The sequence below is a fragment of the Neorhizobium sp. LjRoot104 genome (assembly GCF_964253725.1).
GTDB lineage: Bacteria > Pseudomonadota > Alphaproteobacteria > Rhizobiales > Rhizobiaceae > Neorhizobium.
Map to the genome: position 1 here is coordinate 1,686,885 of NZ_CAXURS020000001.1, position 22,573 is coordinate 1,709,457.

Below are 22,573 nucleotides of genomic sequence, written 5' to 3' on the forward strand. Positions count from 1 at the left end.
CCCAAGGAATTCCCCGAGCGAAACGTCTAAGCTCTGAGCGACGGAAAAGCGGGCGGATAAGTGAGCGCGGAAATCCTCGATAAGGCATGCAAGGGCGATCGCAATGCGTTCTCAGCGCTTGTCGAGACGCATTACGATTTCATTCACGCCGTCGCCTGGCGCTGGTGCGGCACGCAAAGCGATGCGGAGGACATTGCCCAGGACGTCTGCATCCGTCTTGGCAAGGCGATCCGCAGCTTCAAGGGACAGTCCGCGTTCCGCACCTGGCTCTACACGCTGACACTGAATGCGGTGCGCGACCATCAGCGCCGGTTATCCCGGCAGCGGCGCGACCATGACCGGCTCGCAAACGACCCGATCTTCTTTTCGCATCTGGGGCAGGAGGAAGACGACCGCGGCGACTGGCTGTGGGCGGCGGTGCGCCGCCTGCCGGAAAAGCAGCGGGATGCGGTCCTCTTGGTTCATAGCGAGGGACTGTCCCATGCGGCTGCGGCGGGCATTCTCGACTGCAGCGAAAATACGGTCTCCTGGCATCTGCACGAGGCTCGCAAACGATTGAAGGACCTTCTGAAGAAGGAGGCGGTCTGACCATGACGGACGAATTCGACCAGCTCGGCAAACTCCCCCCGGCGCCCCGCGCTTCCGGCACGGCCCGCGCCCGTGCGCTTGCTGCCGCAATGCAGGCGTTCGACGAGACGGAAAAAAATGCAGCGCGCAGCAAAGGAAGTTCCTGGTGGCAGCGTCAAAACTCCGTTCTCAACCGGATCTGGAGCACCCGCATGTTCACCCAACACCGTTATCTCGCCGGCTCGGCGCTTGCGACGATGCTGATCATTCCTGCAGCCGCACTGCTGACCTTCGAGCTGACCCGCGGAAACTTGCCGAACTCAGGCCAGCTCGCTCTGCCGCAAGTCCTGGATGCGCCGAAGCCCACCGTGGAAAGAAGTCCGGTGCCATCAGTCGCGAAGCCGGCTGAACCGCGGCGGCAGGAAGCGGGACGAGGGAACGACGCTTCGCAAACGGCTCAATCCTCCAGGCAAAGCGATTTCAACGACTCGGATGTTGCCCGGCTGATAAACAAGCAGGAGGCCAGCGGTGGCGCGGCCCAACGAGGCGTGGCGCCCGCTCAGGCGGTTACGCCCGCTCCCATGGCGCCGCCGCCGATCATGGCTGAGCGTGCGGTGCCATTGGTCGCCGCTCCCCGTTATGCGCCCACTGAGCGCGAAATCCTGCCGCCGCTCGAAGAAAGCCGCGACCGCTTCGCCAATGTCGACACCAATCCGTTGAAAAATGCCGCAACCGATCCGGTCTCGACCTTCTCCGTCGACGTCGATACGGCGTCCTATGCCTTCGTCCGCCGCTCGCTGATGGAAGGGCGGCTGCCCGATCCCGACAGCGTGCGCGTGGAGGAGATGATCAATTACTTCCCCTATGACTGGCCACGGCCGCAGACGGTTGAAGAGCCGTTCCGCACCACCGTCACCGTCACGCCGACACCGTGGAATGCCGGTACGCGGCTGATGCATGTGGCGATCAAGGGTTTCGAGACAGCATCGGCCTCGCAGCCTGCCGCCAATCTCGTTTTCCTGATCGACGTCTCGGGCTCGATGAACGCGCCGGACAAGCTGCCGCTCCTGAAAAGCGCCTTCCGCCTGCTGGTCGGCAAACTGAAACCGGAGGACAAGGTCTCGATCGTCACCTATGCCGGCAATGCCGGGACGGTGCTGGAGCCGACGTCCGCCCGCGAACGCGACAGGATCCTCGCCGCGATCGACAATCTGAGGCCGGGCGGCTCGACTGCCGGCGCGGACGGGATCGATGCGGCCTATCGGCTGGCCCGCCAGGCCTTCATCCAGGGCGGCGTCAACCGGGTGATGCTGGCGACCGACGGCGATTTCAACGTGGGCGCTTCCAGCGACGAAGAGCTCAAGCGGATCATCGAGCAGCGCCGCAAGGACGGCATTTTTCTATCGGTCCTTGGCTTCGGCAAGGGCAATCTCAACGACAGCCTGATGCAGACGCTCGCCCAGAACGGCAACGGCACGGCCGCCTATATCGATACGCTTGCGGAGGCGCAGAAGGCGCTGGTCGAGGAGGCGGGTTCGACGCTCTTCCCGATCGCCAAGGACGTCAAGATCCAGGTCGAGTTCAATCCGCAGCAGATTTCCGAATATCGCCTGGTCGGCTACGAGACCCGGGCGCTGAAACGCGAGGATTTCAACAATGACCGGGTGGATGCCGGCGATATCGGCTCCGGCCATGCGGTGACGGCGATCTACGAGGTGACGCCGAAAGGCAGTGCCTCGGCGCTCAACGACCCGCTCCGTTACGGTCCAGCCGCAGCGTCGGCGCCAATCCCGCTCTCCGATGAAATGGCCTTCGTCAAAATCCGCTACAAGCAGCCGGATGGCGACACCAGCAAGCTGATCACCACCGTTGTCACCGAGATGAATGCGGTGCGCGACTTCTCGGCGGCGTCGCAGGACGTGCGTTTCGCCACGGCGGTCGCCGCCTTCGGCCAGAAACTGCGCGGCACCGATGCGCTCGATGCCTATCCCTACCGCCTGATCCTCGACATGGCGCGCAATGCCCGCGGCGAGGATGCGTTCGGATATCGCGGCGGCTTCCTCGACCTGGTGCGGCTCGCCGAGACCCTTGACCGCCGATAAATCAGGCCTTCGGGTAGGCCCGCTCCAGGCCGCCGGAGCGGGCCAGGCCGTCACGAAACGCCGAATAGGCCGGATGCTGGCTGGACTTCGCCGCTTCCATCAGCCGGATCTGCAGCCGGGCAGGGGCGGCGTTGCCGATCCATTCGCCGCACTTCTGCAGCTTCAGCGAGTTCAGGAATTTTGCTTCCGAAGCCTGGTCGAGATAGAGATGCAGGCCGTCGAGCAACAGCTCGTCGGATGTCGGATTGCCCATCAGCAGCGTCAGCCAGGACTGGTTCTCGGCCGAGAAACTCGAAAGGCTTTCCGCTACCGTTTCCCGGCTGCCGATCGGGGATATATTTGCCATGTCTGTGTCCTTCAGCCCAACGCGTCAGCCGCGGCGGCGTCTTCTTTCCCGGCCGGAATCTCCGCCCGATTCACTGGCTGTCTTATTGCGCAGCGGGCCGATCTTGTCGATGATTTCCTCGATCGTCGGTCGCGGCCGAGGGGAGTAGTCGTCGAGCGCTGTACGCATGGCGGCCAGGTGTTCGCAGGACGTGCCGCAGCATCCGCCGATGATTTTTGCGCCGGCGTCGCGGGCGAGCCTCGCATATTCGGCCATCAGCGGCGGCGTACCGGAATAGAATATCTCGGAGCCGCGAAATTCCGGGATGCCGCAATTGCCCTTGACGATGGTGACCGCATCGGGATCGGCCGCTGTCATGTCGAGCAGGCTGGAGAGGATGTCGGACGCGCCGACACCGCAATTGGCGCCGACCGCGACTGGACCTTCGCCGACGTCCTTGGCAACGCCGTGGATCTGCTTGGGATCAAGGCCCATCATCGTCCTGCCGGCCGTGTCGAAAGAGCCGGTATAGGTATAGGGCAACCCTACTTTGACGGCGGCTTCCGCGGCCGCGCGGATTTCCTCCGGCGCGGACATGGTTTCGATCCAGGCGATATCGGCGCCGCCGGCCTTCAGGCCTTCGATCTGTTCCGCGAAGGCGGCGACTGCATCCTCATAGGTCATGGCACCGAGCGGCACGAGCAGCTCGCCGGTCGGTCCGACCGAACCCGCGACGATCACCTTGCGGCCAGCTCCGTCTGCCACCTTGCGGGCAATCTCGGCGGCAAGCCTGTTGAGCTCGTGCACCCGGCCTTCCGCCTTGTGCAGCTTCAGCCGCTGGCGCGTGCCGCCGAAGGAATTGGTCAGGATGATGTCGGCGCCCGCATCGACGAAATCCTGATGCAGTTTCTCGATCTTTTCGGGTGCGGCCTCGTTCCACAATTCAGGCGCTTCGCCGGCTTCAAGGCCCATGGCAAAGAGATTGGTGCCGGTCGCGCCGTCGGCCAGCAGCACGCCCTTTTCGGCCAGAAGTTCGGTCAGTGCGTTGGCGGTCGGCATGGCGGCGCTCCTTGCAATGGAAATATCATATAAAGAAACCTTTATATGATTGCAACTCGCGGCCACATGCCTCTTCGCGACGCCGGCGGCTTCAGCAACGCCGGTTCGAACAATCGCGTCAGAGCGATGCCTTGATCTTGTCGGCGACGTCGGGAGCAACCCACTTGGTCCAGATATCCGGACTGCTTTCGAGGAAATGTCTGGCGGCAGCTTCGTTGGTGCTCTTGTTCGCCTCCTGCCAGGCAAGCACGCTGTTGACCGCCGTATTGGTCCATTTGCGCCTCTTGATATAATCCGTCGCCACCTCGGCCTTCTGGGCGAATTGCCTGGTCACCAGGGTGAAGGCCTGGGACGTCGGATAGGAGTTCACCTTCGGGTTCGGGCAGTTGGGCACCGCGGTACAGGCGTCCCAATCGGCCCTGTCGTGCGGCACGCCGAAGGAAAGTTTCACCATCTCGTATTTGCCGAGGAAAGCGGTTGGCGCCCAGTAGTAACCGAGCCAGCCGGTCTTCTTTTCGAAGGCGGTGGCGATCGATCCGTCAAGGCCAGCAGCGGTGCCGGTGTCGATCAGGTCGAAATTTTTCTCTTCGGCCCCGAGCGCCCTGAAAAGGTTGGCCGTCGAAACCTGACAGCTCCAGCCGGACGGGCAGTTGTAGACGGCGCCTCTGGCCGACTTCTGCGGACCCGGGAAGAGTTCCGGGTGGGCGAGCGCCTGCGGGACCGTCTTGATATCCGGATGCGCGTCGGCAAGGAACTTCGGGATCCACCAGCCTTCGACGGCGCCGTCGGACAGGATTTCGGCGCCGATGACCAGACGGCCTTCGGCAACAGCCTTGTCGAGCGAGGTGCGAACCGAATTGATCCAGAATTCCGGCGCGAGGTCCGGCTGGCTTCTTTCGTTCATGGAAGTGAAGGTCGGAAGCGTGTCGCCCGCGACGAGCTGGACCGTGCAGCCGAAACCTCGTTCGAGGATGATCTTGTCGAGATTGGCCGCAACACCGGCCGATGCCCAGTTCATTTCGGCGATCGAGATCGAGCCGCAATCGGCATGTGCCGAACCTGCGAAGGCGTAAAGACCGCCGGCGAAGACCATGGAAGCGAGGATTTTTTTCATTCAGGGACCTCCCGGCCTTTTCCTTTCAGTGTCATTGCAGTGGCGTGCGAGACGGTGGTCAACCGATGGAAGCGGCCATGCAACCTCGGGGAAAGATCTGTCACATCCGCATTTGCGGCAGCTTTTCACAGATACTGCGCATTTATATGTCAGCTCAAATCACGGTACGGTTTCCTCGTCAGAAATCAACACTAACCGCTCGGCGTAATCTGGCCGGCGTCAGTCGTTCGAGCCGGAGAAGCCTCTTTTTTCGCACTCCGACAGGGGAGCGGTTTCGCGCCAAATCTGTCACCCGTCGATGATTGGCGGATTTGTCGATGACCCTTTCTTGGGTAACCGCAAGGAAAGGCAGAAAAACGCGTAACTTACGGAGTTCACTAACCATCCGGTAAGAATGTGGCGTTATTGCTTTTCATGCGGGCGGTTAGCTCGCGCTTGGCGCCGGATCAGGTAGTGCGTACCGGTCGCCCTTGCCGTCCGATGGCAGGCCTCGTTTGTTGGCCCGCGGACACCTCATCTTCCGATCATTGTCAAACTCGCAACCGGCAAATACGGGGCCACTGCCTCCTTTTGCCAGATATGCGGATTTGCGGCCGAAATCGGCTGGCCGGACCCGGTCAGCCGAGGCTGCCATCTTCGATAACGTCGAGCGAGGGTCAGCCGGGTGTTGGTTGACACTTCGCGTATATCGCTGCACCATTTACCGTGTAATGCGAATCCAGAGACATCATCACCAACAGGGCCGGACGCCTCCTGTCTACGAATCGTCCGGTCCCCTCTGGTTCAGGCCATTTTCTCCATGACACGCAACGGTCACGTTACCCTCGTCCTCGGCGGCGCCCGCTCGGGCAAGTCCGGCTTTTCGGAAAGGCTTGCGAAGGAGAGCGGCCTGGAACGGCACTACATCGCCACCGGTCGTGCCTATGACGACGAGATGCGCGAGCGCATCGCCCGACACCGTGCCGATCGCGGAGACGGCTGGACCACGCATGAAGTGCCGCTCGATCTGGTGCAGCGACTGAGCGACATCGATGCGCCGGGCAGGGTCGTCCTCGTCGATTGCCTGACGCTCTGGCTCACCAACCTGATGATGGACGAGCGCGATATCGACACTGCCGCGACCGCACTCGTACGGCAGTCCGAAAGCCTCTCGGCGAAATTGATTATCGTCTCCAACGAGGTCGGCCTTGGCATCGTGCCGGACAACAGGATGGCGCGGGAGTTCAGGGACCATGCCGGCAGGCTGCATCAGCGGATCGCGGCATCGGCCGACGAGGTGTTCTTCATCGCCGCCGGCCTGCCCCTCAGGATGAAGGGCTAGAAGCCGAGCCAGACCCTGACGGGATGGGCCGGATCGGCGAGCAGTTTCAGCGCCAGCGCCAGGCAGGAGACGACCAGAAGCGGCTTGATCAGTTTCGCGCCGTTCTTCATGGCCAGCCGCGAACCCACCTGGGCGCCGAGGAATTGGCCAACGCCCATGATCAGGCCAATCTTCCACAGCACCGACCCGGTTGCCGCAAAGACCAGGAACGAGCCGAAATTCGAGCCGAGATTGATCAGCTTGGTATGAGCGGTCGCCTTCAGCATGCCGAAGCCCGCAAGCAGCACGAAACCCAGCATGTAGAACGAGCCTGCGCCAGGCCCGAATATCCCGTCGTAGAGGCCGATCAACGGCACGACCGTCACGCCGAACACGAACGGCGTCACCCGCCGGTGACTGTCGACGTCGTTGAGGTTGGGCTTGATCGCGAAGAACAGCGCGATGGCGATCAGCAGGAACGGGATCGCCGCCGCAAGCCAGCCCGCCGGCACCAGCGACGCGAGGGTGGCGCCGATGGCCCCGCCGATCAGCGACATTGCCGCCATCGGCAACTGGCTTTTGAGGTTCACGTGACCTCGCCGCGCATAGGCGATCGTCGCTGACGCGGACCCGAACTGCGACTGCAGTTTGTTGGTGGCAAGCGACTCGAGCGGCGGAATGCCGGCGATCAGCATGACCGGGATGGTGATGAGCCCGCCACCGCCGGCAATCGAATCGACCAGGCCGGCAAAAATCGCGGCAAGAAACAGCAGGAAGAGGAATTGGAATGCGAGGTCGGTCAAGGGAGGAGACTCTGTAAGCGTAAGCGCACCCGGGCGGGCACGGCGGGTTTTTCGCATCGAACCGTCGTCGCCGCAACCGCCTTCCGCGAACTGCAGCCATGTCGCTTCCGGGATTGCGCATCATCGGTTTGGCGCTATTGTGCGCCGCTTTCGAAGAGCCGAAATGAGGAAAAGCATATGCACAAGGTGATTTTCGACACGGATCCCGGCGTTGACGACGCAATGGCGCTGCTCTTTCTGCACCGGCATCCGGAGATCGATCTTCTTGGCGTGACGACCGTTTTCGGCAATGTTCCGCTCGATCTCACCACCCGCAATGCGCAGTTCCTGCATCAGGAATGGGGGATTTCAGCTCCCATCGCCAAAGGTGCCGACAGGACGATCGATCCGTTGCGCAACGACGATCGCGCCGCTTCCGTCGTGCACGGCCTCGACGGTCTCGGCAATATCGGCGTGCCGGAGACGATCGACTGGCCGCTCGATCCGCGTCCCGCCTACCAGTTCATAATCGATACCGTCCGCGACAATCCCGGGGAGGTGACGCTGATCGCCGTCGGCCGCATGACCAACCTGGCGCTGGCGCTGCAGGCCGATCCGGATTTCGCCGGTCTCGTCAAGGAAGTCATCGTCATGGGCGGCGCCTTCGATGTCAACGGCAACGTCACGCCGGCAGCGGAAGCCAATATCCATGGCGATCCGGAAGCCGCCGACATCATATTCACCACGCCGTGGAAGGTGACGATCGTCGGTCTGGACGTGACGATGAAGACGATCATGACGGGGGAGTATCTCGCCGACATGGCCAAGTCGGGCGAAAAGTCGGTGAGGCTGCTCTCCGACCTGTCGCAATATTACATCGAGTTCTACAAGAGCCGTGTCGGCATTTCCGGGATGGCGGTGCATGACAGCACGGCCTGCGTCTATCTGGTACGGCCTGATCTCTTCATCCTCCGCACCGGTCCGGTGCGAGTCGTCTGCGGCGGCATTGCCGACGGCGAAACCATCCAGGCCCCTGACAACGCCCGCAAGTTCGTCGGCACGGCCTGGGACGGCCAGCCGAGCCAGTGGGTTTGCACGGATGTCCGATCGGGCGAGATTCTCGAGGTGATCCGGGCCGCGCTGGTCGAGAGCCGGGCCTCCGGAGCCTAGGCGATTGCTGTTTAGGCAACAGTTCCGGTGCAAATTTTCATGCGGGAACACGAGGCCATTGGCATTTGTGATCGATTTCCCTATGTGGAACCTTGATTTTGATATTCGACAAAGGACATGGGCGTGACAGCTACATTCGATAAAGTTGCCGACATCATCGCTGAAACCAGCGAAATCGATCGCGAAACCATCACGCCGGAAAGCCACACGATCGATGACCTGGGCATCGACAGCCTGGACTTCCTGGATATCGTGTTCGCCATCGACAAGGAATTCGGGATCAAGATTCCGCTGGAGCAGTGGACCCAGGAAGTGAACGAAGGCAAGGTTTCGACCGAAGAATACTTCGTTCTGAAGAACCTGTGTGCCAAGATCGACGAGCTGAAGGCGGCCAAGGGCTGATCGTCTCCGATCATCCCCGGCCGGCAAACTTATGCTGCTCGAATATTTCCAGATGATCGACCGCGTCGAAGCGGTCGATCTTGGGGCCAAGGTGTTGAAGGCGCGGTCTGTCGTACCGTCCAAAAGCCCTGTCTTCGAAGGCCATTTTCCCGGAATGCCGCTGGTGCCGGGCGTGCTCCTGATCGAGACCATGGCGCAGGCCTCCGGTTTCCTGGTGCTTGCCGCCACCGATTTCGCCGCCATGCCGTTCCTGATGTCGGTCGATGGCGCCAAGATGCGCGCCTTTGTGGAGCCCGACGCGGTTCTCGACATCGAGGCGTTTCTGGAGCATGAGGGGTCCGGTTACGCGGTGACCAAGGCAAAGATCACGTGTAACGGCAAGAAGGTCTGTGACGCGCAGCTCAAACTGCGCACCATGCCGTTCAGCGAAATCCCGCTGGCGCCGGTCATCCGCAAGCGCGCGGAAGAGGTCGGCCTGATGGATGCGATTGCCGCAAGCGCATAAAAGCCCGCCCGTTCAAGCCGGTGGGTCAAAGAGGACATTATGAAGTCTGACAATGATGTCGTGATCACTGGTATCGGTATCGTCACCAGCCAGGGCGTTGGCAAGGAGCCGCATATCGCGCTCCTGTCGGCGACCGGAGCCGGCGCCCCGAAAGTCGAAACCGACCGCTTCGCGCCCTATCCGGTGCATCCGATGCCGGAGATCGACTGGTCGGCGCAGATCGCCAAGCGCGGCGACCAGCGCCAGATGGAGAACTGGCAGCGGCTCGGCGTGTTCTCGGCCGGTCTCGCGCTCGACGACGCGGGCCTCAAGACGGACGCGGAAGCCTGCGCTTCCATGGACATGATCGTCGCCGCCGGCGGCGGCGAGCGCGACATCAAGGTCGATTCGCTGATCGTCGACGAAGCCCTGAAGCGCAACGACCGCGAAATGCTTTTGAACGAGAAGCTCACCACCGAGCTCCGGCCGACGTTGTTTCTCGCCCAGCTTTCCAACCTGGTTGCCGGTAACATCTCGATCGTCCACAAGGTCACCGGTTCGTCGCGCACCTTCATGGGCGAAGAGGCGGCCGGCATCTCCGCCGTCGAGACCGCCTTCCACCGCATCAAGGCCGGCCAATCCACCCACAGCCTGGTCGGCGGCGCCTTCGTCGCCGAACGCGCCGACATCATCCTTCTGGTCGAAGGCATCCAGGCGCATGCGACGGGCGGTTGGCATCCGCTCTGGTCGCGTTCCGCCGACAATGGCGGCGGCATGATCATGGGCACGGTCGGGGCCTTCCTGGTGCTCGAATCGCGCGCCCATGCGCAAGCCCGCGGCGCCCATATCTACGCCGTCATCGATGCAATCGAGGGCGATCGCGGCAATCGCGACGAGGGCCGGCTTGAAAAGCGTCTGGCCCGTCTTGCAGGTCATGCCTCGGGCATTTCCAAGGCCGATACGGTCGTGTTTTCCGGCGCGAGCGGCGTCGTCGATCTCACGACGCGGGAAAAGGCGGCGCTGGAGACCGAATTCCCCGGAGCGGCGATCCGCGGGTTTGGCGGTGTCACCGGGCACGGCATGGAAGCCCAGTTCCCGCTCGGTCTGGCGCTCGCGGCGTTGGCCTTGGACGGCGCCTCCACAGTACCCACATTCGATGCCGAGAACGAGACGCCGATGGCGGCGCCGGCGAAGCACGCCGTGGTGACGACCGTCGGTTATACGCGCGGCGAGGGCCTTGCCGTCCTCTCGGCCGCGTAAAGGAGATTTTGATGAGCGACAACCGCTTCAAGGATCATCTCGGCCGTCCGATCATCGCGATCACCGGCATGGGCGTCATCACTTCGCTCGGCCAGGGCCTTGCCGACAACTGGGCGGCGCTGACCTCCGGCACATCGGGCATCCACAAGGTGACCCGCTTTCCGACGGAGGGCCTGTCCACGCGGATCAGCGGCACGGTGGATTTCATCGCCGTCCCGGCCGAAAACTCCGTCGAACGTTCCTTCGCCTTCGCCCGCGAGACCACCACCGAGGCGCTCGCCCAGTCGGGCCTTTCCGGCGATTTCGACGGACCGCTGTTCCTTGCCGCACCGCCGGTCGAGCCGGAATGGAGCGATCGTTTCGCGCTTGCCGACCGCGCTCCGCCGTCGAAGGCCGAAGGCGATGCCTATGACCGTTTCCTCGCCGCCATGCGCGAACGTCCGGATCCGGTCTTCCTCGAAGCCGTCCAGTTCGGCTCGATCTCCGAACGCCTTGCCGACAAGTTCGGCACACGCGGACTGCCGGTGACGCTCTCGACGGCCTGCGCATCCGGCGTCACCGCCATCCAGCTCGGCGTCGAAGCGATCCGCCAGGGGCGCACCGACCGCTCTCTGGTCGTCGCGACCGACGGTTCGGTCAGCGCCGAAGCGCTGATCCGCTTTTCGCTGCTCTCGGCGCTCTCCACCCAGAACGATCCGCCGGAAAAGGCTTCCAAGCCGTTCAGCAAGGACCGCGACGGGTTCGTCATCGCCGAAGGTGCCGCGACGCTGGTGCTCGAATCGCTCGAATCGGCGATCGCCCGCGGCGCCAAGGTGCTCGGCATCATGAAGGGCTGCGGCGAAAAGGCCGACCATTTCCACCGCACCCGTTCCTCGCCGGACGGCGGCCCGGCGATCGCCACGATTCGTGCTGCGCTGGCGGATGCCGGCATGGACGAAAGCGGCATCGGCTACATCAACGCCCACGGCACCTCGACGCCGGAAAACGACAAGATGGAATACGGTGCGATGCTCGCCGTCTTCGGTGACCGGCTGAAGGAAATCCCGGTTTCCTCCAACAAGTCGATGATAGGCCATACGTTGACCGCGGCCGGCGCAGTCGAGGCCGTCTTCTCGATCCAGACGATGCTGACCGGAACCCTGCCGCCGACCATCAACTATACCAACCCCGATCCGACGATCGTGCTCGATGTCGTGCCGAACAAGAAGCGGGACGGGCAGCCGAAGGCGGTGCTTTCCAACTCATTCGGCTTCGGCGGACAGAACGCCAGCCTTGTCATGACGCTGGAACCGGCTTAGAGACCGTCGCCAATCACGTTTGACGAATTGGACGCCTCCGAGCGAAGGAAGACCTGTTATGCGCGCTCTGCAACTGATCGATGACCGGAAGCTCGAAGCGGTCGATATTCCGGAACCGGAAGCTCCTGGCCCGGGGGAGGTAACGCTGCGGGTCAAGGCGGTCGCGCTCAACCATATCGACGTCTGGGGCTGGCGCGGCATGGCGTTCGCCAAGCGCAAGATGCCGCTGACGATCGGGGCGGAAGCCTCCGGCGTGGTCGAAGCGATCGGGCCGGGCGTCTCGAACGTCCTGCCGGGCCAGCTCGTGTCGATCTACGGCGCGCGCACCTGCGGTCTCTGCAAGCCCTGCCGCGAGAAGCGCGACAATCTCTGTGAACACGTTTCGGGCGTGCACGGGTTCCATCTGGACGGCTTTGCACAGGAAAAGGCCAACCTGCCGGCCCGCCTGCTGGTGCCGGCCCCTCCGGGCGTCGATGCGGTCGCCGCGGCGCTCGCACCGGTCACCTTCGGCACCGTCGAGCACATGCTGTTCGACAATGCAAAGCTGCAGCCGGGCGAAACCATTCTCGTCCATGCGGGCGGCTCGGGCATCGGCACGGCGGCGATCCAGCTCGCCAAGAAGATCGGCTGCACCGTCATCACGACAGTCGGCTCGGACGACAAGATCGAACGGGCCAAGGCGCTCGGCGCCGATCACGTCATCAACTACCGCACCGACCGCTTCGAGGGCGTCGTGCGCAAGCTCACCAAGAAGAAGGGCGTCGACGTGGTCTTCGAACATGTCGGCAAGGATACCTGGGCCGGCTCGATGCTGTGCATGAAGCGCGGCGGACGCCTTGTCACCTGCGGCTCGACGTCCGGCGTATCGACCGACATGAACCTGATGATGCTGTTCCAGCAGCAGCTGAAACTGTTCGGCTCGTTCGGCTGCCGCATGGAGAACATGGCGAATGCCATGCAGAAGATGGCGCAGGGCATCGTTCATCCGGTGATCGACACGGAGGTCACCTTCGGCGAGATCGACAAGGCGCTGGAGCGGATGGAAACCCGCCAGGTGTTCGGCAAGATCGTCCTCCGGATGGACTAAGGCACCCGCCCGTGAAGATGTTCCTGACCCGGATCGCCCTGGCGCTCCTGCACTTCCAGCAATGGCTGGTGGCGCAGAGCGCGTTCGGGCTCCTCAATTTCCTGAAGATCTTTCCGGCCGACCCGGGCATCCGGTTCGCCGACCGGATGGCACGTCGCATCGGACCCAAGCTCGGCCGCCACAAGCTGATGCTCGTCAACCTGCGCAATGCCTATCCGGAAAAGACCGACGAGGAACTCGAAGAGATCGCCATAGCGAGCTGGGGCCATATGGGCCGGCTCGCCGCCGAGTATGTTTTCCTCGACAGGCTGTTCGATTTCGATCCCGAACAGGACAAGCCGGGCAGGGTGGAAGTCTCGGGCATTCCGATCTTCGCGGACCTGCGCGACAATCCGCGGCCGTTCATCGTCTTCACGGCCCATACGGGCAATTTTGAATTGTTGCCGGTCGCTGGCAATGCATTCGGCCTAGAAGTGACGGTCCTCTTCCGACCGCCGAACAATCCTTACATCGCCGACAAGGTCTTCGCCTTCCGCAGCGCCCGTATGGGGCAGCTCGTGCCTTCGCATGCCGGCTCGTCCTTTGCCTTGGCGCGCAAGCTCGAAACGGGCGGCGGCGTCGGCGTCCTTGTGGATCAGAAATTCCGCAAGGGTCTCAAGACCAGCTTTTTCGGGCAGCCCGTCCAGACGAGCCCCTTGCTCGCAAAGCTGGTCCGGCAGTTCGATGCGGAAGTTTATCCGGCCCGCTGCATCCGACTGCCGGGAAACCGCTTCCGGCTCGAGATCGAACCGAAGATCGAACTGCCCCGCGATACGAACGGCAAACTGGATCTCCAGGCCACCGGGCAGCTCCTCAACGACAAGGTGGAAAGCTGGGTTCGCGAATATCCAGAACAGTGGCTCTGGTACCACGACCGTTGGCATATCAAGCGGTATCTGTAATCCGATAATATATCGGATTTCATCGCTTCTACGTTAAGTCACCGACCAAATATTGGCTCTGCTTTTTGAGGGATAAATTAATCTGAATCGCGTTGACTATCGGAGGCGTTGATCCTGGAGAAAGGATCGGCGATATCTCCGGGACGAGGGGGAGGGCATTTTGGAAGCGTTGATCGATCTGTTCTGGTCAAAATACGCCGACCTTCGGCAGGCGGTCGAGCGCAATGACGTCTCTGCGACCGCTTCGCTCGATCGCGAACTCGATCCTCTCCTGCTCGCTGTATTTTCCAGCCAGAGCAAGGATCCGGCCAGCATCCAGGCGCAATTCCGCTTCGCGCTCGACCTCCTGAACGAAGAGGCAGACGACCGTGGCTGCGTCCGTCGCAACGGACATCTCCTGCAGATGCTTGTGGAGCGCTACGTGGTGCCGGAGGCCGGCCTGTCGGCCAATCGCCGTCCGGAGCCGGAAGTGCACGAGCACGCGGTGATCGCCGATGCGACCGCCGACGGGTTTCTCGACGACGCTCTGCTCAACCGGATTTCCGACCGGATCGTGGTGATCGCTCCGGGCTATCGGATCTTTTATTCCAACGAGACCAACGCCCGCCGTCTTGATCTCGCCCGCGACGCGCTGATCGGCCGGCATTTCGCGGAATTCGTTGGCCTTCATCGTTTCAAGAACGAATTCAAGCCAAACCTCGATCGCTGTTTTGCGGGCGAGAGCATATCGCTGACTTACGCCGATCAGGTCGATGGCCAGACGGTCGTCGTTCGCTGCCGCATGTCTCCCTGCGTTTCGGGCTCCTCGCAGCTGATCGGCGCGCTGCTGGTGATGCAGGAAACCGCTGACCGGCGCCGGCGCCCCGCGGCCTGACCGTTATTTGTCGGACCAGATGGCCAGCTCGTAGCCTTCCGGATCGGCAAAGTGGAATCGCCGCCCGCCGGGGAATGAGAAGATCGGCTTGACGATCCGGCCGCCGGCTTTCCCGATCCGCGCCAGAGCATCGTCCAGATCGTCCGCGAAGAGAGTGACGAGCGGGCCGCCTTTGGCTGCTACCTCTGTCGACTTCGCAAAGCCGCCCGTCAGCCTTCCGTCCTGGAATTCGCAATAGTCCGGTCCATAGTCCGTGAAAGTCCAGCCGAAGGCCGAACCGTAAAACGCCTTGGCGTCTTCGATATTCTTCACGTTGAATTCGATGTAGTCGATCTTGCGATCGGCTCCCTTGGTGCCCATCGGGCCCTCCTATTTCTTGTCTTCCAGCAGCCTTTTCAGTGCCCCGAGATCCTTGCGCACATGAGCGGCGTCCACTTCAAAGGCTGCGTCGTCAAGCTCGGGGCGCTGGAAAAGCGTGAACATGACTTCCGCGCCATCGCCGTTGGGCACGACGCGCAACGGATTCTCGACGATAAGTCCGTTTTCCATCGTCACCGTGTGGTCGAGGATGCCAAATGGATTGTCGGAGGTGAAACGCACGCGCACCAGGCCGACCGGCCCGCCGTCACCGATCCAGTCGTTGCCGTCGCGGGTCAGCCCGGCTGCAAGGCCGGATGCCCAGAGCGGCATGTTTTCCGGCCGGCTCGCGAAGGCGTAGACATGCTGCCAGGGTCTCTCGATGCCGACATGGATGATACGGGCGGGCAGGGTGGTCATGGTGGGATCCTCGATTTTTCCTCGGTCTATCCGATGAGAAACAGCGGTTCTTGAACAAAACGGACAATCAGCCGCAAAGCTGTCCGCGAATCTCTCTCGGCGTCAAAGTGGTCAGATCCTTCACGTCGCGCGTCATATGCGCCTGATCGGCATAACCGGCTTCAAGCGCGAGGACAGCGAGGTTTCCGGATGCGGGCCGGCGCACCAGGTGAAGAAAGCGCTGCAGGCGAAGGATGCGCTCGAGCGTCTTCGGCCCATACCCGAAGTGATCGTGGCTGTGCCGGCGCAGCGTGCGTTCGCCGAAGGTTTTTCGCGCGGATGGTTCTGGAGATGCGCCGACCCCCAGCGATGCGAAGAGCGCCTCCATGTCGCCCTGCGGATCGGCGGCGGCCGAAGCCTCGTTTTCGGCCCACATCCGGAAAAGAGCCTGCCTCGCGGCCGAGCAATGCTCTCCGGCAAGCCGCTCCTCTATCGTCCGGACGTCATCCCGCAGTTCCCGCAGCGGCACGGCCTGCCCGACCAGCCCGCTCAACGGCACATCGAGCCAGCGCAGAGCAGCGCCGGGCCTGAACCGCAGGCCAAGCACGGTTTCTCCGGCGGGGAGGGCAGGGAACGCGGCGGTGCGGTCGGGGCCGATCACCACCAGTCGGTCGCCGGCCCAGATCAGGTCGGAGCAACCGTCCGGCACGACGGCAATCTGCCCCTCGAATTCCCGCGGCAGGTGATGGGACCAGACACGGCAAAACAGTCTCGAAAGCGGCCCGGTCGCCGGCCGCTCTCGGTAAGTGCCGGCGCGCATAGCCAGCATCGGCAAATCCCTGCACATATTTTCGGCCGTATTCATATCCTCCTTGTCGCATCCGAATCCGGCAGTCGCAAGACGCGGTCCCTTGCGAAAAAAACAGGTCGCTGCCCCTGCCAGGAGAAGACGGAGTGTCATGGAAATTTAATCGTTTAGCGTCGCCATCGCCTTGCCGTTGGCCTATATGAATGCGACAACACCCTCGAATCTCAATATGGAGGCACATCCGTGGAACAGGCAGAAATCGGCCTTATCGGGCTCGGCGTCATGGGCTCTAACCTCTCCCTCAACATTGCCGAAAAAGGCAACAAGATCGCCGTCTTCAACCGGTCTCCGGAAGCGACCCGCAAGTTCTACGCCGAGGCCGGCGAACTGCAGGGCCAGCTTATTCCTTGCGAGACGCTGGAAGAATTCGTCGCCTCCATTCGCCCGCCGCGGCCGATCATCATCATGATCAAGGCCGGCGATCCGGTCGATCAGCAGATGGAACTTCTGAAGCCTTACCTGTCGGCCGGCGATATCATGATCGATGCCGGCAACGCCAATTTCCGCGACACGATGCGGCGCTTCGACAATCTCAAGGATAGCGGCCTGACCTTCATCGGCATGGGCGTCTCCGGCGGTGAAGAAGGCGCGCGCCACGGCCCGTCGATCATGGTCGGCGGCACCGAGGACAGCTGGAAGCGCGTCGAGAAGGTGCTGACCTCGATCTCCGCCAAGTTCAATAACGAGCCCTGCGTTGCCTGGCTCGGCGAAAACGGCGCCGGCCATTTCGTCAAGACCATCCACAACGGCATCGAATATGCCGACATGCAGATGATCGCCGAAATCTACGGCATCCTGCGCGACGGCCTCGGCATGAGCGCATCTGAAATCGGCGACGTATTCGGCAAGTGGAACGAAGGCCGCCTCAATTCCTACCTGATCGAGATCAGCCAGACCGTTCTGAAAGCCTCTGATCCGATCACCGGCAAGCCGATGGTCGATCTCATCGTCGATGCTGCCGGCCAGAAGGGCACCGGCAAGTGGTCGGTCATCGAAGCCCAGAACATGGGCGTCGCCGCGACCGCCATCGAAGCCGCCGTCGCCGGCCGCATCCTGTCGTCGCAGAGGACCGAACGCCTCGCTGCCGAGAAGATCTTCGGCCTGCCGAAGGTGGTGGAAGCCCCGAAGGACAAGGCGGCCCTGATCGCCGATCTCGAAAGCGCGCTGTTGGCCGCCAAGATCGCCGCCTATGCGCAGGGCTTCGCCGTCATGTCGGCAGCCTCCGCCGAATATAACTGGAACCTGCCGATGCCGACCATCGCCAAGATCTGGCGCGCCGGCTGCATCATCCGCTCGGCTTTCCTCGACGAGATCACCTCGGCCTTCACCAAGGATCCGCATGTGGCGAACCTGATCGTCACGCCGGCATTCGCACAGATGGTCAAGGATACCGACGCTCCGCTGCGTCGCGTCGTTTCTTACGCCGCACTTTCCGGCCTGCCGGTTCCGGCGCTCGCTTCGGCACTCTCCTATTTCGACGCCTATCGCCGAGGCCGCGGCACGGCGAACCTCATCCAGGCACAGCGCGACTTCTTCGGCGCCCACGGCTTCGACCGCCTCGACGGCGTCGACAAGCACCATGGCCCGTGGGGCAGCGGGCTTAGCGAATTTGCCTGATCGGCTTGTCCTTCTCGGAACCAAAGGCGGCCCGGCCATTCGGCCGGGCGGTCCATCCCCGACTTCCACGCTGCTCGATCTTGGCGGCCGTCGCATCGTGATCGACTGCGGTCTCGGGGTCTCTCGCGGACTTGTGGAAGCCGGCATGCCGCTCCGCGAACTCGACCTCATCTTCATCACCCACCTGCATTCCGACCACGTGCTGGAACTCGGGCCGCTGATCCATACGGCCTGGACGGCCGGTCTGGACCATCCGGTGACGGTCTATGGTCCGGGCGGCATCGGAGCCGTGTGGCAGGGGTTTCTCGGCTCGCTGGCCTATGACATTGCGACCCGCATCGCGGACGAGGGGCGGCCGGATCTCGAAAGCCTGGTGACCATCCACGAATACGGCCCCGGCCTCGTTCTGGAAACGGACGGGCTGAGCGCGACGGCGCTGCGTGTCGATCACCCGCCGGTGACCAACTGTTTCGCTCTGAAATTCGAAGGCTCGGGCCGCGCGGTCGTGTTTTCCGCCGACACGGCCTATTTTCCACCCCTGGCGGATTTCGCCTCGGGCGCCGACATCCTCGTGCATGAAGCGATGTTGCCTCAGGGTGTCGAAAGCATCGTGTCGCGGACAGGAAATGGTGCAAGGCTGAGGGAACACCTGATCGCGTCGCACACGTTCGCGGCCGATGCTGGGCGGATCGCGACGGCCGCAGGCGTCCGGCGGCTTGCCCTCAACCATCTCATTCCCGCCGACGATCCGGCCTTCGGCGAGAGCGATTGGCGCGCGGCGCTTGGCGAGACGTTTTCCGGCGAACTCATCGTCGGGCGCGACGGGCTCATCATCCCTCTCTGAGGGGAGTTTCAGTCCTTCGGCGCCATCTTCGACCAGACCGGCCTTGCGACGCTCTGCAGCAGTTCCGGGCCGACGCCGTCGATGCGCGCCATCAGGGCCTTGGCGAGCTCGCGCCCGGCCTGGCGGATGTCCTCGCTGACCGTATAGATCTCCGGTCGGATCCAGTTGAGGAAATCGGCCGACTGTTTCGATACCACGTCGACGTCGTGCCCGAGTTTCCTGCCCGCCGCCTCCAGTCCGGCCACCAGCGCGATCGTCGCCGAGCCGCTGATCGAGATGATGCCATCCGGTGGCTCGACCGAGCGCATCATGCGCTCCGCATAGGCGCGGATCTCGTCCAGCGGCGTCTCACTTGTCACCCGGCCCATGGGCACTTCGGTCGCCCCGAAATCGGCAAGCCCGCGTTCGAAGCCGATGCGGCTGTGGACGTAGAACGAGAAGCGGCTTCCCGGAGACAGGAAGGCTATTCGCCGGCGACCTTTTTCCACCAGCTTCTGGACGGCCTGATAGGCGTAAGCCTCGTTGTCGTAGTCGTGGTAGGGATGGACTATCCCCATGTCGCTGCGGCCATGGGTGACGAAGGGGAGGTTTCGCTCCGTCATCAACCTTACCCGCGCGTCGTCAGGCTCGATGCGGGAGATGATCACCCCGTCGGCCGAGCCGGTATCGAGGATATAGCGCACCGGCACCATCGGATCCTTCTGGAAGGAATGCGGCGTCACCACAAGGTGATATTGCGTGCCGCCCAGCACTTCGGAAATCCCATGCACCATCTGGCTGGTGAAACCCATCAGCTCCTCGTCGATGCTGAGCACCAGGGCAATGACATTGGTCTTGCCGGTTCTGAGGCGCACCCCGGCGCGGTTCGGCTGGTAGCCGAGCTGGTTGGCGATGAGGCGGACGCGTTCCTTGGTGTCCGCCCCAATATCCGGCGCGTCCTTCAACGCGCGCGAGACCGTGGTGATGCCGAGGCCCGTCATATAGGCGATCGTCTTCAAGGTAGGACGCTCGCGGACCGCCATCTGCGTTCCGCCCGTCTTTGGTCTTCCGCTGTCGTCCATTGTTTGCCGTCGCTGCCCGAGTCAGTTGGCCACTATAAAGGGCTGAAGCTTGCCCGGAAACGTCGCGACACCTCCCTTGTCCTCCACTCGAAATCAATAACTGAAACGATACAGGTAAAAAGTCGAGTGGAATTTTGATCAATGCCAAAATTACCTATCCTTGGGTTGTACAACGCATATGCGAAATGGATTTGTGCAGGCGCGAATGCTGGGCTCCTGATATTGCCTGTTATGTCGGACATTTCGGGCAAAATCGCTGGAAATTGATCGGGCCTGGGTGACGCCGACATTTCACTGTATTCTTCTTAGGATTGTATTTTCTCGACTCCAGAATTTTTTCTCGCAGAACGGGTTGCGTGACATGGGGGATTGGCCTAGGTTTTTACGGCAACGTTTCAGTGAGGGAGGAGACTCATGAATATTCGTGCTTTCGCGGCGGTATTGGCCGCAACCGTGGTGCTGCCGCTAGGCGCGGCTCACGCCACCGATCTCGAAGTCACCCATTGGTGGACGTCCGGAGGCGAGGCTGCCGCCGTCGCGGAACTCGCCAAGGCTTTCAACGCAACCGGCAACAAATGGGTCGACGGGGCGATTGCAGGCTCCGGCGGCACCGCTCGTCCGATCATGATCAGCCGTATCACCGGTGGCGATCCGATGGCGGCCACTCAGTTTAACCATGGCCGCCAGGCCGAGGAACTGGTCCAGGCCGGCCTGATGCGCGATTTCACCGACCTCGCCAAGAAGGAAGGCTGGGACAAGATCGTCCGCCCTGCCGGCCTGCTGAAATCCTGCACTTTCGAGGGCAAGATCTACTGCGTGCCGCTCAACATCCATTCCTGGCAGTGGCTGTGGCTCTCCAACGACGCCTTCAAGAAGGCGGGCGTTGCGGTTCCGAAGAACTGGGACGAGTATGTCGCTGCGGCTCCGGCGCTTGAAAAGGCCGGCATCATACCGCTGGCGGTCGGCGGCCAGGCCTGGCAGTCGACCGGCCTGTTCAGCGTGCTGACGGTCGCGATCGGCGGCAAGGAGATCTACCAGAAGGTCTATGGCGACAAGGACGCGAAGGTCGCGGCCGGTCCGGAAATGGCCAAGGTCTTCAAGGCGGCCGACGATGCCCGCAAAATGTCGAAGGGCACCAACGTCCAGGACTGGAACCAGGCCACCAACATGGTGATCACCGGCAAGGCCGGCGGCCAGATCATGGGTGACTGGGCGCAGGGCGAATTCCAGCTGGCCGGCAAGAAGGCCGGTGTCGATTATACCTGCCTGCCGGGCCTCGGCGTCAACGAGATCATCTCGACGGCGGGCGACGCCTTCTACTTCCCGGTCCTCAAGGACGCGGCGAAGACCAAGGCCCAGGAAGCGCTCGCCTCCACTCTGCTCGATGCCAAGACCCAGGTCGCCTTCAACCTCAAGAAGGGCTCGCTGCCGGTGCGCGGCGACGTCGATCTTGCGGCCGCCAACGACTGCATGAAGAAGGGTCTCGAGATCCTTGCCAAGGGCAATGTCGTCACCAGCACCGACCAGCTGATCACGCAGGATACGCAGAAGCAGCTGGAAGACCTCATGTCGCAATTCTTCGCCAATACGTCGATCACGGCCGAGGAGGCCCAGAAGCGCTTCGTCGCTATTTTCTCCAAAGCCGGTTGATCCGACCGACAGCGATCCAGCAGCCGGCTCCGCGCCCGAAAGGGGCGGGGCCGGTGGCGGCTCGCTTCCGGCAGCCCTTGCTATCCAGAGGAGTTGACCATGGCGGCGCACACTCAGCCCGGCCGACCCAACCAGTTGTTCCGCAATCTCAATTCGAAGATTGCCTCGATCCCGATGATGCTGACGGCCGTGGTGATCTTCCTCGGCGGCACGATCTGGACCGTCGTTTATTCCTTCACCAATTCCAAGCTCCTGCCGCGCCTGTCCTTCGTCGGCCTGGAACAGTATGAGCGGCTCTGGGATACGCCGCGCTGGATCGTCTCGATCCAGAATCTGGCGACCTACGGATGCTTTTCGCTCGTTTTCAGCCTGACCATCGGTTTCCTCCTGGCCGCATTGATGGACCAGAAGATCCGGTTCGAAAATACGTTCCGGACGATCTTCCTCTATCCCTTTGCGCTGTCGTTCATCGTCACAGGCCTTGTTTGGCAGTGGATCCTCAACCCTGAATTCGGGGTGCAGTCGGTGGTGCGCTCTCTCGGCTGGACGAGCTTCACCTTCGATCCGCTCTACAATTCCGACATCGTCATCTACGGCATCCTGATCGCCGCACTCTGGCAGGGGACGGGGCTCGTCATGTGCCTGATGCTCGCCGGGCTTCGCGGCATCGACGAGGACATCTGGAAGGCCGCGCGCGTCGATGGCATCCCGATGTGGAAGACCTATCTCTTCATCATCATCCCGATGATGCGGCCGGTCTTCGTCACCACGCTGGTGATCATCGCCAGCGGCATCGTCAGGATCTACGACCTCGTCGTGGCGCAGACGAGCGGCGGCCCCGGCATCGCCTCCGACGTGCCTGCCAAATATGTCTACGACTACATGTTCTTCGCCCAGAACCTCGGCCAGGGCTTTGCGGCATCGACGATGATGCTGCTCGCCGTCGCCATCATCATCGTGCCCTGGGCCTATCTCGAATTCGGAGGACGCAAGCGTGGATAAATCGCTCACG

23 protein-coding genes are annotated in these 22,573 nt (G+C 62.4%); 15 read left to right on the plus strand and 8 right to left on the minus strand.

Annotated features, from left to right (window positions below):
- Positions 1-60: 60 nt before the first annotated feature.
- Positions 61-588, plus strand: a complete 528-nt coding sequence (locus ACSQ8R_RS08575) for an RNA polymerase sigma factor (protein WP_436252952.1) — start codon at positions 61-63, stop codon at positions 586-588.
- A complete protein-coding gene (locus tag ACSQ8R_RS08580; protein ID WP_436255418.1) occupies positions 585-2,669 on the plus strand; it encodes a vWA domain-containing protein in 2,085 nt (694 codons plus the stop codon). Before ACSQ8R_RS08575 ends, ACSQ8R_RS08580 begins: the two co-directional genes overlap by 4 nt.
- Position 2,670: 1 nt before the next feature.
- Here ACSQ8R_RS08580 and ACSQ8R_RS08585 read toward each other — a convergent pair whose 3' ends face one another.
- The 3 genes from ACSQ8R_RS08585 to ACSQ8R_RS08595 all read right to left on the minus strand — a co-directional run bounded on the left by ACSQ8R_RS08585 (position 2,671) and on the right by ACSQ8R_RS08595 (position 5,167).
- Complete coding sequence (locus tag ACSQ8R_RS08585; protein ID WP_436252953.1) at positions 2,671-3,015, minus strand: hypothetical protein; 345 nt, start codon at positions 3,013-3,015, stop codon at positions 2,671-2,673.
- Positions 3,016-3,039: 24 nt separating this feature from the next.
- A complete protein-coding gene (gene bmt / locus ACSQ8R_RS08590) occupies positions 3,040-4,053 on the minus strand; it encodes a betaine--homocysteine S-methyltransferase (protein WP_436252954.1) in 1,014 nt (337 codons plus the stop codon).
- A 118-nt stretch (positions 4,054-4,171) separates the two neighbouring features.
- Positions 4,172-5,167: a glycine betaine ABC transporter substrate-binding protein gene (locus tag ACSQ8R_RS08595; RefSeq protein WP_436252955.1), complete on the minus strand. Its 996-nt coding sequence runs from the start codon at positions 5,165-5,167 to the stop codon at positions 4,172-4,174.
- Between the two features lie 799 nt (positions 5,168-5,966).
- Here ACSQ8R_RS08595 and cobU point away from each other — a divergent pair.
- Entirely contained in the window at positions 5,967-6,488 is a 522-nt protein-coding gene (gene cobU, locus ACSQ8R_RS08600) for a bifunctional adenosylcobinamide kinase/adenosylcobinamide-phosphate guanylyltransferase (RefSeq protein WP_436252956.1), read from the plus strand.
- Here the strand turns inward: cobU and ACSQ8R_RS08605 are convergent.
- A complete protein-coding gene (locus ACSQ8R_RS08605) occupies positions 6,485-7,270 on the minus strand; it encodes a TSUP family transporter (RefSeq protein ID WP_436252957.1) in 786 nt (261 codons plus the stop codon). The two genes, cobU and ACSQ8R_RS08605, sit on opposite strands and share 4 nt — an antisense overlap.
- A gap of 177 nt (positions 7,271-7,447) precedes the next feature.
- On the opposite strand from ACSQ8R_RS08605, the gene ACSQ8R_RS08610 reads away from it, so the two are divergent.
- The 8 genes from ACSQ8R_RS08610 to ACSQ8R_RS08645 all read left to right on the plus strand — a co-directional run bounded on the left by ACSQ8R_RS08610 (position 7,448) and on the right by ACSQ8R_RS08645 (position 14,765).
- Positions 7,448-8,419 (plus strand): nucleoside hydrolase, encoded by a 972-nt coding sequence (locus ACSQ8R_RS08610; protein WP_436252958.1) that lies wholly within the window; start codon positions 7,448-7,450, stop codon positions 8,417-8,419.
- 117 nt (positions 8,420-8,536) lie between these two features.
- Entirely contained in the window at positions 8,537-8,821 is a 285-nt protein-coding gene (locus tag ACSQ8R_RS08615; protein ID WP_092662234.1) for an acyl carrier protein, read from the plus strand.
- Positions 8,822-8,852: 31 nt separating this feature from the next.
- Complete coding sequence (locus ACSQ8R_RS08620) at positions 8,853-9,326, plus strand: 3-hydroxyacyl-ACP dehydratase FabZ family protein (RefSeq protein ID WP_037082199.1); 474 nt, start codon at positions 8,853-8,855, stop codon at positions 9,324-9,326.
- 39 nt (positions 9,327-9,365) lie between these two features.
- A complete protein-coding gene (locus ACSQ8R_RS08625) occupies positions 9,366-10,565 on the plus strand; it encodes a beta-ketoacyl-ACP synthase (protein ID WP_436252959.1) in 1,200 nt (399 codons plus the stop codon).
- A gap of 11 nt (positions 10,566-10,576) precedes the next feature.
- Positions 10,577-11,863: a beta-ketoacyl-ACP synthase gene (locus ACSQ8R_RS08630; RefSeq protein ID WP_037082205.1), complete on the plus strand. Its 1,287-nt coding sequence runs from the start codon at positions 10,577-10,579 to the stop codon at positions 11,861-11,863.
- A gap of 58 nt (positions 11,864-11,921) precedes the next feature.
- Entirely contained in the window at positions 11,922-12,950 is a 1,029-nt protein-coding gene (locus tag ACSQ8R_RS08635; protein ID WP_105430290.1) for a zinc-binding dehydrogenase, read from the plus strand.
- 11 nt (positions 12,951-12,961) lie between these two features.
- Positions 12,962-13,891 carry a lipid A biosynthesis lauroyl acyltransferase gene (locus ACSQ8R_RS08640; protein ID WP_436252960.1) on the plus strand — a complete coding sequence of 310 codons (930 nt, stop codon included), beginning with the start codon at positions 12,962-12,964 and terminating at the stop codon, positions 13,889-13,891.
- A gap of 160 nt (positions 13,892-14,051) precedes the next feature.
- Positions 14,052-14,765: a PAS domain-containing protein gene (locus ACSQ8R_RS08645; protein ID WP_436252961.1), complete on the plus strand. Its 714-nt coding sequence runs from the start codon at positions 14,052-14,054 to the stop codon at positions 14,763-14,765.
- Positions 14,766-14,768: 3 nt separating this feature from the next.
- Here ACSQ8R_RS08645 and ACSQ8R_RS08650 read toward each other — a convergent pair whose 3' ends face one another.
- The 3 genes from ACSQ8R_RS08650 to ACSQ8R_RS08660 all read right to left on the minus strand — a co-directional run bounded on the left by ACSQ8R_RS08650 (position 14,769) and on the right by ACSQ8R_RS08660 (position 16,350).
- Positions 14,769-15,125: a VOC family protein gene (locus ACSQ8R_RS08650; RefSeq protein WP_436252962.1), complete on the minus strand. Its 357-nt coding sequence runs from the start codon at positions 15,123-15,125 to the stop codon at positions 14,769-14,771.
- Between the two features lie 9 nt (positions 15,126-15,134).
- Positions 15,135-15,542 carry an SRPBCC family protein gene (locus ACSQ8R_RS08655; RefSeq protein WP_436252963.1) on the minus strand — a complete coding sequence of 136 codons (408 nt, stop codon included), beginning with the start codon at positions 15,540-15,542 and terminating at the stop codon, positions 15,135-15,137.
- 67 nt (positions 15,543-15,609) lie between these two features.
- On the minus strand, positions 15,610-16,350 hold the full coding sequence (locus ACSQ8R_RS08660; protein WP_436252964.1) for a helix-turn-helix domain-containing protein: 741 nt from the start codon (positions 16,348-16,350) through the stop codon (positions 15,610-15,612).
- A gap of 222 nt (positions 16,351-16,572) precedes the next feature.
- Here ACSQ8R_RS08660 and gndA point away from each other — a divergent pair, with 222 nt between their 5' ends.
- Both gndA and ACSQ8R_RS08670 read left to right on the plus strand, forming a co-directional pair.
- Positions 16,573-18,006, plus strand: a complete 1,434-nt coding sequence (gene gndA / locus ACSQ8R_RS08665; protein WP_436252965.1) for an NADP-dependent phosphogluconate dehydrogenase — start codon at positions 16,573-16,575, stop codon at positions 18,004-18,006.
- The gene (locus tag ACSQ8R_RS08670; RefSeq protein ID WP_436252966.1) at positions 17,999-18,850 is read left to right on the plus strand and encodes an MBL fold metallo-hydrolase; all 852 of its coding nucleotides are present in this window, start codon (positions 17,999-18,001) and stop codon (positions 18,848-18,850) included. The genes gndA and ACSQ8R_RS08670 overlap by 8 nt, the downstream gene beginning before the upstream one ends.
- A gap of 8 nt (positions 18,851-18,858) precedes the next feature.
- Here ACSQ8R_RS08670 and ACSQ8R_RS08675 read toward each other — a convergent pair whose 3' ends face one another.
- Positions 18,859-19,911, minus strand: coding sequence for a LacI family transcriptional regulator (locus ACSQ8R_RS08675; RefSeq protein ID WP_436252967.1), 1,053 nt, complete (start codon positions 19,909-19,911; stop codon positions 18,859-18,861).
- A gap of 414 nt (positions 19,912-20,325) precedes the next feature.
- Here ACSQ8R_RS08675 and ACSQ8R_RS08680 point away from each other — a divergent pair, with 414 nt between their 5' ends.
- Positions 20,326-21,561, plus strand: coding sequence for an ABC transporter substrate-binding protein (locus ACSQ8R_RS08680; protein WP_436252968.1), 1,236 nt, complete (start codon positions 20,326-20,328; stop codon positions 21,559-21,561).
- Between the two features lie 99 nt (positions 21,562-21,660).
- Positions 21,661-22,563 (plus strand): carbohydrate ABC transporter permease, encoded by a 903-nt coding sequence (locus ACSQ8R_RS08685; protein ID WP_436109785.1) that lies wholly within the window; start codon positions 21,661-21,663, stop codon positions 22,561-22,563.
- Positions 22,564-22,573: the final 10 nt, after the last annotated feature.